The sequence below is a fragment of the Prevotella illustrans genome (assembly GCF_017426725.1).
GTDB lineage: Bacteria > Bacteroidota > Bacteroidia > Bacteroidales > Bacteroidaceae > Prevotella > Prevotella illustrans.
In genome coordinates this window covers 29,366-40,264 of record NZ_JAERMS010000027.1, presented here as the reverse complement: position 1 = coordinate 40,264, position 10,899 = coordinate 29,366, and the positions used below count along the sequence as shown (strand labels likewise).

Here is a 10,899-nt window from a genome sequence, read left to right as displayed (position 1 = left end):
AGTGTTATCTTTGTCATAAAGGAAGTTTTGGTTTTGGGTAAACACTAAGATAAGATTTTTTTGCCTTAGCGAAAACAACGTCCTTCACTTTTTAAAAAAATATTTAGGACACTATTGGAATCAGCACCCTTTTTTTCATATACCTTGCAACTTTCAATAAAAAAAACATTATCTTTACGGTGAAATTCTACATTATAGCTTATCCATAGTTCTTTACCACGATGAAGTCACTTTCGGAATATCAAATGACAAACCAGTACAATCCATGTAAAATATGAGAAAACAGATTTTACACATTATTCTTCTCGCCATCGTGGCGACAATGATGTTCGCCCTGCCACAACACGCGCAGGCACAAACCAAGGAAGCCTACGTCGTAAAGAGCGCCGACGGCACAACCCTCACCTTTTATTACGACACGAAGAAGGCTTCACATACGGGCGCAACGTGTGGGACATCAACGACACGCAGAAGGATGGTCTTGAAACCTACCCGGCCTGGACAGGAACTAGAAAAAAAACAAACAAGACCATTACTCAAACCATATTCGACCCCTCGTTCAAGGATTTCCGCCCCCAAATGGCATCTTATTGGTTCTGTAAATTAGAAGCATTAAAGCAAATCACCGGTATAGAGAACCTCAACACCTCGGAAGTAACCGACATGAACAACATGTTCTATGGTTGCATAACCTTACCCCAGCTCGACGTAAGTAAGTTCGACACAAAGAACGTAACCGATATGCGTGCCATGTTCTACACCTGTGAATCTCTGGCCCAGCTCGACGTAAGTAAGTTCGACATCAAGAATGTAACCAATATGGGGCACATGTTCTATGGTTGCACTTCGCTGACCTCAATAAATAATTCAAAGTCCACTCGAGCAAAAGCGCCAAGCTTAACAAATTCTGGTCTAAACAAAGCCCCGGCAGCATTCAACGTTTCAAACTTCAATACAGCGAATGTGACTGACATGAGCTATATGTTCGCCGATTGTTCTTCGCTGACCACGCTCGACCTCACAAGTTTCAATACCGAGAAAGTGACAGACATGAGAGGCATGTTCAAGGGTTGCTCTTCGCTGACCATTATTTACTGCAACGACGTGTGGACGTGTAGCAATACAGAAGATATGTTCAAAGACTGCGTGAAGCTCAAGGGCGCAACGGAATACGACGCAAGCAACAACAACGAAACTATGATGAACCCCGATACGGGCTACTTCACCAAGAAAAACTCTACGGGTATCTCGCAGACAGGCAATGCTGCCACCGTCAAGGCAGTCTACTCTATCGACGGCCGCCGTCAGAAAGAGCTGCGATCCGGATTGAACATCGTAAGAATGAGCGACGGAACGACGCGCAAGGTCATGAAGAAATAAAATGTTTCAGTAGATTTTTTACCATCGACAGAACGACAGACGGGCGACCTTTCCGCTGCCGATGCTTTCGTTAAACATCAATCCCGAGCCACACTGCCGACGCAGTGATGGCTCGGGGTTGATAATTAAGCCCTTCTATAACAGGCCGCACCCATGATGATGAAGGGCATGAAGGGGATGTGGAAGCGAGCTTCGCCATGGCCGACAAGCAGCAACATAAGCGTGCCCAAGGCTACCACGGCGGCAGGCAGGAGCAAACGGCGACGGTTTTGCGCCACGGCCACGAGAAAAAGAAGGAGAAGGAAAGCGTAATAAACGAGATTGAAAAGCGTCAGGGCCTGCACGGCGGTGGGATGGCGTAGGTCGTGCCAGAGTGACCGCAGACTCAACGGCCCGTAGAGGTAGGGCGACGTGGCTTTGTCGGGCAAAAACGCACAGAAGTTCACATTGTCGGAAACGTAGGTTTCAATCAGTTTCCGAGGCATTTGAGCTAAGTATTCGCCCGGGTGGTCCGCTATCCATCGCAGTGTACGGCGTCGCCATAGGTCGTTGCGCTGCAGGGCGTTCAGACTGTCGGGCGTCAGTGTGAGGCTCGTGTCGGCTGCCGACGCGTGATCGACGGAATATTGCAGCAGCGCCATCCAGCCCGTCTGGGCCTGACAGACGAAATGGCCCGTGCGCAATCGGCAGCTACCACCGATGAGCAACAGCGTGGCGGTATAGGCCAAAAGCATGGAGAGGATGGGCCGGCGGCGGCCACGCAGCCACGCATAGACGGCCCAAGCCAGCAGAAACACGAGCGCGAAGGGACGAATCCATTGGGCCACGGCCAACAGAAAGCCTGCCATCAGCGAACGGCCGTGCAGGGCTTGATAGAAAGCGAGCAAAGTGAGAAAGATGAAAGGCGTTTCGCTTAATACGGAAGTGCATTCGCCGTAGTTGGCCGGATAGGCCACGTAGAGAATAAGGGTGACGAGGGCCGTGCGACGGCCGAAGAGGCGGTGGGCCACGGCAGCGGTAAGCCAGACTGTCGCGCCTTTGAGCAAGGCGTAGAAAACGAGCAGGGGCGTAACGGAGTGGGTGAGCCACAGGCTGAGGGCCACTAAGTTGATAGCACCGCTGTTCCAGACAAACGGTTCGTGATTGATTTGTTGCAGCGTGGGGTAAAGGCTACCTTGGGCCACGCTCTGACGGGCCAAGTGGAGGTAGCCTTCGGCGTCGGGATAGGGCGTATAGCCATAATGGGCCAGCAGTAGCAGCTGAACCAACGTGAAAAGGGCCGTAACGGCCAGCGTTATCTGACGATGGCGATTTTGCATACCGTTCCTTTCCGGCCGTCGTGGGTGGCCGTGAGCACCGTATAGACGCCGCTAACTACGCGTCGCCCCTGGCGGTCGCGTCCGTCCCAGGTATAACTGCCACCCAGACTACGGCCCTGATGAACGAGGGTGCCGTTGACTGTGACGATCTTCACGTCGGCGTCGTAGCTCAGTCCGGTGATGGTGATGGGACCTGTATAGTCGGGCCTGACGGGGTTGGGGTAGGCATATACACTGTCGGCCCGCATCTCGTCGGCCGGTTGCGTGGCGTCGGTAACATAGGAGCAGAGGCCCTTGTCGGTGGCGATAAAGAGACGTCCCGTCCGCCCGTCGATGGCCATGCTCTCAATGGTATTGGAGAGTAGCGGACTATTGATGCTCGTGAAGTGGTGAACCTCATGGATGTTGTCGGCGCTGACGAGATAGACGCCGTTGCCGTTGGTGCCCATCCATTTACGGTTGGCGCCATCGATGGCCATGCAGGAGATGTCGACACCGCTCAACAGGTAGTCGGCAAGGTCGGTGCCGTCGCCACGGGGCACTTTCACCTGAGTGAATACGGGATTCTCTTTCTCCGCTTCTTCGACTTCGAGCACAAGTGGGCCGACGTTGGTGCCAATCCAGAGATTGCCCTCGCGGTCTTCTACGACACTGCGGACAAAGGTGACGGCGAGTGTACGGCCGTCTTGGTTGACAAAATTACGAATCACTTTCAGGGCGTCAGTCGCCGGCGTGTAGCAAATCAGGGCGGGCAGTCCCCAGTGGGAATTGACAAACCAGAGGCGATTGCGAGTGTCGAAAAAGGCGTTGCGCATGAAATAAAAGCTGTGGTCGCCGTCCATAAGACCTTGCTGAAAGTGTGATACCCATTCGCCCGTAGGCTTGATTTCGATGAGGTTGCGGTCGGGCGAATAGCTGTTGAGCAGCCATAGGCTCCCCTGGCTGTCGAAGGTGAGCGCCGAGATGATCGTATAGTCGGGATTGATCACTGTCGAGAGTTCGCTATTGCTACTCGTGAACGCGTTCTTGATGTTGCCGTGGTCAAACAGGAAGAGGCCACTGCGGGCGCCTACGGCTATACGAGCCGTGTCGGTGGGGTCGATGGCCAAGGCTTCCGAGGCCACGAAGTTCAGTCCGGTCTTCTCCTTCACATGCTCGTCGAAGAGCGACCATGTCTCGCTACGGCCCTCCATCTGCTGTACCATGCCCGGCGTTCCGTCGTCGACCAGGTAGTTGAAGCCGCCGCCCGTGGCATAGAGTCGGCCGTTGGTCCAAGTCAGTTGATGAAAATTGTTGTAACGTGGGCCTCCCGGACTCAGCGTCCGCACCTCGGCCAGCAGCTGCGGGTCGATGGTTTTGGGTCGCGGGGTGTAATCGCCCGTGCGTTGCCAGTTGGCTTTGTCGAGCAGGTTGGCCGTGAGTGGAGCCGAATAAAGTCCGTTGGTGGAGCTGGCAGCATAAAATCGGCTGCCTTCGATGTAGCAATCGTCGACGCGGAAACCGAGATGGTAGGTCTCACTGATTTCCGCCTTGCGGGCATTGAGCTTCACAATGCCGAAGCCCGTGCAGAGATAGGTGTGTTCGCCGTGGGTGTAGAGGCCGTAGACGGTTTTGTCGCCCGTTACGGTGGCGGTGTGGTAGGCACTCAGGTTGATGGCGTCGCCCTGCCGGTCGAGCAGGTCTATGTTCTGGTTCGTGTAGACGATGACGAGCCGTCGGGCCACAGCGTTGTAGCCGATGTGGGCGATGTCGCAGTCGCTCAGGCCGCGCGTCTTGTCGAAAGTCTGTATGCTCCGGTCGTTGCGGTTGTAGGAATAGAGTCCGCCCGAGGCTCTCACGTAGAGCGTTGTGCCGATCTGCTCCACTTGTTGTATGTCGTGGTAGGCGGGATAAGCCCGCCAGGTGCCTGTCTGCGCCATGCCACGGAGCACCGGACAAAGGAAAAGCGGCAATGCTGCCAGGATGAATCGAAGTTGACGAGTTGACATGTTGGTTTTTAAAAGTTGACGAGTTGTTAGTTGACGAGTTGACAAGTTGTTAGTTGACGAGTTGTTGGTTTGTTATAGAATAGCAAATAACTTGTCAACTCGTCAACTAACAACTCGTCAACTTAAAAACGCTACCAATTTCTTGACGGCTCTCGCCCGGTGGCTGATGGTGTTTTTGACGGTTTCGCCTAGTTGCGCGAAACTCTCGTCGTAGCCTTCCGGCACAAAGACAGGATCGTAACCGAAACCTTCCGTGCCGTGCGGCGAGGTGCTGATATGACCTTCTACGATGCCCTCAAACCGTTGTTCGCGGCCGCGAGGGTTGTCGGCAACGCGCTGGATGAGCGAGATAACCGTGCGGAAGCGAGCCTTGCGGTTGGTCTTCCCCTCCATCTCGCGCAACAGCTTGGCCATATTGGCACGACTGTCGTGGTCGGTGCCTTCGGCATAGCGGGCGCTGTGCACGCCCGGCGCGCCGTTGAGGGCTTCCACTTCCAGTCCCGTGTCGTCGGCAAAGCAGTCGAGGCCGTAGCGTTCGAAGACATATTCGGCCTTCTGGCGGGCATTGGCTTCGAGCGTGTCGCCCGTTTCGGGGATGTCTACGTCGCAGCCGATGTCTTTCAATGACAAGATTTCAAACTCGCCGCCGAGTATCTCCCGAATCTCTTCCAGCTTGTGCTTGTTGTTCGTCGCGAAAACTATTTTCATTTCTTTTCTATCTCTTTCTTCTTCACCTTCACTTTCATTTCGTCGAAGCCCTCACCGTATACGCCGATGACGCTGCTTTGGCTGACGAAGGCGTAGGGGTCTATCATCTTGATCATACGGAATATCTCCGTGCTCTCATTTTTCTTGGCCAACACGCACAGCACTTTCACGTCCTGACCCGTGTACCAGCCGTGCCCGTCGAGTATCGTGACGCCGTGGTTTGTCTGCGTACCGATTTCGTCGGCTATCTCCATATACTTGCGTGAGAAGATCATGAACTGCACCGATTCGCGGCGAGCGTTCATCACATAGTCGAGCGAGAAATTCTCAAGCGTCATCACGCAAAGACCGAACATCACCTTGTGGGCGCGTTCCACGTAGGTTCCAAACTGCGGAAAGAACATACAGCTGCCGATAATACAGAAGTCGACGGCGATCAGGACGGTGCCCAGCGAAATGTTGTGATACTTGTTGATGGACGCCGCGATAATATCCGTGCCTCCCGTAGAACCATTATGCAGGAACACCGTGGCCAACGCCACACCCGTGATGACACAGCCTATCACCATCGACATGAAGTCCTGTCCTTCGCCCAACAGCTTGATGGGCAGGCCGTTGGGTTGCTTCGGAATGATGTCCTGGGCAATGATCAAGAGGAAATAAAGGGTGAAGATAGCGTAGATGGTCTTCATCATAAACTTGAATCCAAGCACTTTGAGTGCCACGCCGAGCAGCGCCAAGTTGATGATGATGTAAGTGTTTTCTATTCGGAAGCCCGTAGCATAGTAGATAATGGCTGCCAAACCTGTCACGCCGCCGGCCACAATCTGGTAGGGCATGAGAAAAACGGTGAACGAAATGGTGTATAAAATGAGACCAAGAGTGATGAACAAGTAGTCCTTAGTCTCGTTCCAAATTTGAAGATTGCGCATCATTTGATAACGATGTTGATGATTTTCCGGGGTACGATGATTACTTTGACGATAGTCTTGCCTTCCAAATACTTCAGACTTCGCTCGTCTTCAAGGACTGACCGACGTATCTGTTCGTCGGAAGCGTCCGCGGGGAAGCGTTTCTGATAGCGGGCCTTGCCGTTGAAACTGACGGTCAGCTGCGTCTCGTCTTCGGCCAGGTAGGCGGCGTTCCAGCTGGGCCATGCGGCGTCGCACACGCTACCGGTCTCGCCCAGCTGCTCCCATAGTTCTTCGGCGACATGCGGAGCGAACGGCGCGATAAGGACAATGAGGTCGCGGAGCAGTACGCGGCTGTGGCATTTCTGCTGTCCCAGCTCGTTGACGGCAATCATGAAGGCCGAGATAGAGGTGTTGTAGGAGAATTTCTCGATGTCTTCGGTCACCTTTCGGATGAGCTTGTGCAGGCTCTTGAGACTGTCCTTTGACGGCTCCTCGTCGCTGACGACACGCTCGCCGGTACGGTTATCGAAGTAGAGGTTCCAGAACTTACGTAGGAAACGGTGGCAACCGTCGATGCCGTTGGTGTCCCAAGGCTTGCTGGCTTCTACCGGACCGAGGAACATTTCGTACAGGCGAAGCGTGTCGGCACCATACTTTTCGACGATCATATCGGGGTTGACAACGTTGAACATCGACTTCGACATCTTCTCAACGGCCCATCCGCAGATGTATTTGCCATCTTCCAAGATAAATTCGGCGTCGTTGTATTCGGGTCGCCAAGCCTTGAACGTCTCCACGTCGAGCACATCGTTGTCGACGATATTCACGTCGACATGAATCGGCGTGGTGTCGTATTGGTCTTTCAGTCCGAAAGAAACAAAGACAGGAGCCGACGATGCCACTTCCTCGGCCGACTTATTGACACGGTAAACAAAGTTGGAGCGACCCTGAATCATACCTTGGTTGACGAGTTTGCGATAAGGTTCCTCCTTGCAACTTACGCCACAGTCGAACAGGAACTTGTTCCAGAAGCGACTATAAATAAGGTGTCCCGTGGCATGCTCTGTGCCACCGACGTAGAGATCCACGTCTTGCCAGTAGTCGTCGGCCGCTTTTCCCACGAGGGCCGTCGTGTTGCGGGCGTCCATATAGCGCAGGTAATAAGCCGAACTGCCCGCGAAGCCCGGCATGGTGTTCAGTTCCAATCGGAAAATAGAAACGTTGTCGACGCGCGAGGTCTCCGTTACTTCCCGGTTTTTCTCGTCCCATGCCCATCGCTTAGCGCGTCCCAACGGCGGTTCGCCCGTCTCGGTGGGCTTGTAGGTTTCGATGTCGGGCAACTCTAAAGGCAGACATTCTTCGGGTATCATCTGCGGCATGCCATCCTTATAATATACGGGGAACGGCTCGCCCCAGTAGCGTTGACGCGAGAAGATGGCGTCGCGCAGGCGGTAGTTCACCTTTACGCGGCCCAATCCGTGGCTCTTCACGAACTCCTTGGTCGTGGCAATGGCTTCTTTCACGGTCAGTCCGTTCAGGCTGAAACCGTCGAATGCCACGCTACCGGCTTTCGGCGAGTTCATCACCGTGCCCTCCTTGGCGTCGAAACTCTCTTCGCTGACGTCGGCACCCTCGATCAACGGGATGATGGGCAGGTTGAAATGCTTGGCAAAAGCATAGTCGCGGCTGTCGTGGGCAGGCACTGCCATGATGGCTCCCGTGCCGTAACCGGCCAGCACATATTCGGCAATATAGATAGGAATGTTATCGCCCGTGAACGGATTAACGGCATAACTGCCGCTGAATACGCCCGTCACCTTGCGGTCGCTCATACGATCCAGTTCGGTGCGCTTCTTCACATAGGCCAAGTATTCGTCCACTTCAGCCCGCTGCTCCGGCGTCGTCAGTTCGTCTACCAGTTCAGATTCAGGTGCCAATACCATGAACGTCACGCCGAAAATGGTGTCGGCACGCGTTGTAAAAATAGTGAAATGCTTCTCGCTGTCGGCCACCTTGAACTCCATTTCGGTACCTTCGGAGCGGCCAATCCAGTTGCGTTGCGTTTCCTTGATAGATTCCGTCCAGTCGATGGTGTCGAGTCCGTCGAGCAATCGTTGCGCGTAGGCCGACGTGCGCAGGCACCATTGCTGCATTTTCTTTTGCACCACGGGATAGCCGCCACGCTCGCTCACGCCGTCTACGACCTCGTCGTTGGCCAACACTGTTCCCAAGCCCGGGCACCAGTTGACCATCGTTTCGCCCAGATAGGCGATGCGGTAGTTCATCAGCGTCTGCTGCTTCTCCACCTCGCTCATCTGCTGCCATTCTTCGGCCGTAAACCGCAGTTCTTCGCTCTGCGCCACGTTGAGTCCTTCGGTGCCTTGCGTCTCGAAACGCTTCACCAGCTCGTCGATGGGACGGGCTTTCTGGCAGTCGTTGCAGAAATAACTCTTGAACATACGCACAAAAGCCCACTGCGTCCAGTGGTAATAATCGGGGTCACAGGTACGCACCTCGCGATCCCAGTCGAACGAAAAGCCTATCTTATCTAACTGTTTGCGGTATCGGCCGATGTTTTCTTCCGTCGTTTTAGCCGGATGTTGCCCCGTCTGAATGGCGTACTGCTCGGCCGGAAGGCCGTAGGCGTCGTAGCCCATGGGGTTCAGGACATTGAATCCACGCAGCCGCTTGTAGCGGGCGTAGATGTCTGAAGCGATGTATCCCAATGGATGGCCCACATGGAGTCCGGCACCCGACGGATAAGGAAACATGTTGAGCACGTAGAATTTCTTCTTCTTCTCATCTTCAACAACATGGTAAGTTTTCTGTTCGGCCCATTTCTGTTGCCATTTACTTTCAATGTCTCTGAAATTATAATCCATTTTATGATTGCGTTATTTTATTTTCCGTTATATAATATGTGGTGATGGATGCAAAGATACATATTATTAGTGAGAAATATCCCAGAAAGGAATACAAAAAATTGGGCGGATTTTCACAAACCCGCCCAATAATCAGTCATTCGAGATAACCTTCGAGCCGCCCGCCGGTGGCCCTATTGTCTATTGATTTCCAAGGCTATCCATACCCAAAGCGCCGAGCAAGGCCGTAGCCATCGCAATGATCACTTTGATAATGAGTTTCCATGATTTTAGATTCGCCTTTGCCATTAGTTGCCTCCTTCCTCTGTTGAGCCGGGTGTGCTACCGGGTTTGGTGGTCGTTGTCTTGTTTCCCTTGGTTCCGTCATGCTTGGTGGCTTCGCGCAATTCCATCCCTGACAACAGGGCTTTCGTACGCGCCTTGTTTGAACGGTCAACTTTCACTTCGGGCTGGAAGAGCACGTGAACGTTCTTCAGGTTCTTTTCCAACGAGAATTCTTTCACCGACTCGGCCGCACGTGTAGAGATTCCAATCTTGAAACTGCCTAATCCGTTGAGTTTCACGCGTATGGAACGTTGCAACATGTCGGTCATCACCTCGGTCAACTCTGTCAGCACGGCCTGCACGTCACTCTTTTTCATGGAGCAGTTGCGCTCGATGATGGCGGCCAGTTCCTTGGTTTCTACTACGCCGTTGTGAATGGCACGGGCAAACCACTTGCCCTTGGTCTTGCTTTCCTTACGATTGTCCTGATACATTTTGTAATTTACTGCCATAATGTTTTGATTTGTTTAAGTTGTTAATAATTAAATGGTTAATAAATAATGGTTTAAATGGTTAATAATAATTGTTTAAGTTGTTAATAATTAAAAGGTTAATAAATAATTGGTTAATATAAAACGAAGTCTTCGCTATCCTTCAATTCCGCATATCACATTCCTCGTTTCTAATTCCCCCTGTAATAAGGAATCATGATTCCTCGGTTGTGTTCTTCGCGGTAGCTCACGTGAATCCATTCGGCTCCCTGCAGGTTGTGCTCGAAGAGTAATTGATCAAACTCCAGCGTCATGAAGATGAACTCCAGCATTTCCACGCCCTTTTTCCGATTGGGAATGTGGATGTCGGCCGCCTCGCCGAAGAGGTGCTGCGACTGAACGGCTCCTCCCACCATTCTGTTGAGCCATTCGCTGCGGTAGCCGCTTGTCACGCGGATGGGCCCAAACTCCTTGCGAAGCGGCTCAAGCACTTTCAGACAGAGCATTTGCAGATTGTGAATCGCTTCCAACGAAGGCGTGTTGTCGACATGATTTCGACGAGCCGTCTCAGACCGTACCATTTCGTTGAGCGTGAAATGTGGCGTCAGCCTCAATCGGCTGCATTGTTGTGTGTTTTCTTTTTTCATGTGTTTTTTCTTTGGTATTATTATTGTTGTGTAGTTTGTTTATCCTCATCTGCTTTCTTCGTCGCCGAACTTCATTTCTGTCGTTCTTTCCTTTCGACATTGCAAAGGTATCAAGCTTTATTTATTCATACAAGTACGCGCACGATACAGTTGTGCATACGTGGGCTTTTGCGCCGGTCTTTAAACAGATTCGGTTCATCTTTTATACTAAAAAGGGGCTTAAATAACTTTTTTAAACTTCAAGCTCACATATATAAATAGAATTTATTTGGTAGCTATCATTAATTCAGCTATTTTTGCTATTGA

General features: G+C 52.3%; 9 protein-coding genes. 1 reads left to right on the top strand and 8 read right to left on the bottom strand.

Going from position 1 to position 10,899, the window contains the following annotated elements; translation table 11 throughout:
* The first annotated feature begins 447 nt into the window (after nt 1–447).
* Nucleotides 448–1,380, top strand: coding sequence for a DUF285 domain-containing protein (locus tag JHU38_RS08600; protein WP_233246608.1), 933 nt, complete (start codon nt 448–450; stop codon nt 1,378–1,380).
* A 125-nt stretch (nt 1,381–1,505) separates the two neighbouring features.
* Here JHU38_RS08600 and JHU38_RS08595 read toward each other — a convergent pair whose 3' ends face one another.
* The 8 genes from JHU38_RS08595 to JHU38_RS08560 form a co-directional block, all read right to left on the bottom strand.
* Nucleotides 1,506–2,699: an ArnT family glycosyltransferase gene (locus JHU38_RS08595; RefSeq protein ID WP_107581820.1), complete on the bottom strand. Its 1,194-nt coding sequence runs from the start codon at nt 2,697–2,699 to the stop codon at nt 1,506–1,508.
* The gene (porZ, locus tag JHU38_RS08590; RefSeq protein WP_107581821.1) at nt 2,675–4,687 is read right to left on the bottom strand and encodes a type IX secretion system anionic LPS delivery protein PorZ; all 2,013 of its coding nucleotides are present in this window, start codon (nt 4,685–4,687) and stop codon (nt 2,675–2,677) included. The genes JHU38_RS08595 and porZ overlap by 25 nt, the downstream gene beginning before the upstream one ends.
* Nucleotides 4,688–4,804: 117 nt before the next feature.
* On the bottom strand, nt 4,805–5,395 hold the full coding sequence (locus JHU38_RS08585; protein WP_107581822.1) for a non-canonical purine NTP diphosphatase: 591 nt from the start codon (nt 5,393–5,395) through the stop codon (nt 4,805–4,807).
* Entirely contained in the window at nt 5,392–6,330 is a 939-nt protein-coding gene (locus tag JHU38_RS08580; RefSeq protein ID WP_107581823.1) for a YitT family protein, read from the bottom strand. The genes JHU38_RS08585 and JHU38_RS08580 overlap by 4 nt, the downstream gene beginning before the upstream one ends.
* The gene (gene leuS / locus JHU38_RS08575; RefSeq protein ID WP_107581824.1) at nt 6,327–9,191 is read right to left on the bottom strand and encodes a leucine--tRNA ligase; all 2,865 of its coding nucleotides are present in this window, start codon (nt 9,189–9,191) and stop codon (nt 6,327–6,329) included. The genes JHU38_RS08580 and leuS overlap by 4 nt, the downstream gene beginning before the upstream one ends.
* Before the next feature lie 180 nt (nt 9,192–9,371).
* Nucleotides 9,372–9,479, bottom strand: coding sequence for a smalltalk protein (locus tag JHU38_RS08570; RefSeq protein WP_158267298.1), 108 nt, complete (start codon nt 9,477–9,479; stop codon nt 9,372–9,374).
* Nucleotides 9,479–9,967, bottom strand: coding sequence for an HU family DNA-binding protein (locus JHU38_RS08565; protein ID WP_107581825.1), 489 nt, complete (start codon nt 9,965–9,967; stop codon nt 9,479–9,481). Before JHU38_RS08565 ends, JHU38_RS08570 begins: the two co-directional genes overlap by 1 nt.
* Before the next feature lie 170 nt (nt 9,968–10,137).
* The gene (locus JHU38_RS08560) at nt 10,138–10,593 is read right to left on the bottom strand and encodes a D-Ala-D-Ala carboxypeptidase family metallohydrolase (protein ID WP_107581826.1); all 456 of its coding nucleotides are present in this window, start codon (nt 10,591–10,593) and stop codon (nt 10,138–10,140) included.
* Nucleotides 10,594–10,899 lie beyond the last annotated feature (306 nt).

What these genes read in the sequence shown, in the direction of transcription:
- JHU38_RS08595 (WP_107581820.1), bottom strand. Translation starts at nt 2,699, where the DNA reads ATGCAAAATCGCCATCGTCAGATAACGCTGGCCGTTACGGCCCTTTTC.
- porZ (WP_107581821.1), bottom strand. Translation starts at nt 4,687, where the DNA reads ATGTCAACTCGTCAACTTCGATTCATCCTGGCAGCATTGCCGCTTTTC.
- JHU38_RS08585 (WP_107581822.1), bottom strand. Translation starts at nt 5,395, where the DNA reads ATGAAAATAGTTTTCGCGACGAACAACAAGCACAAGCTGGAAGAGATT.
- JHU38_RS08580 (WP_107581823.1), bottom strand. Translation starts at nt 6,330, where the DNA reads ATGATGCGCAATCTTCAAATTTGGAACGAGACTAAGGACTACTTGTTC.
- leuS (WP_107581824.1), bottom strand. Translation starts at nt 9,191, where the DNA reads ATGGATTATAATTTCAGAGACATTGAAAGTAAATGGCAACAGAAATGG.
- JHU38_RS08570 (WP_158267298.1), bottom strand. Translation starts at nt 9,479, where the DNA reads ATGGCAAAGGCGAATCTAAAATCATGGAAACTCATTATCAAAGTGATC.
- JHU38_RS08565 (WP_107581825.1), bottom strand. Translation starts at nt 9,967, where the DNA reads ATGGCAGTAAATTACAAAATGTATCAGGACAATCGTAAGGAAAGCAAG.
- JHU38_RS08560 (WP_107581826.1), bottom strand. Translation starts at nt 10,593, where the DNA reads ATGAAAAAAGAAAACACACAACAATGCAGCCGATTGAGGCTGACGCCA.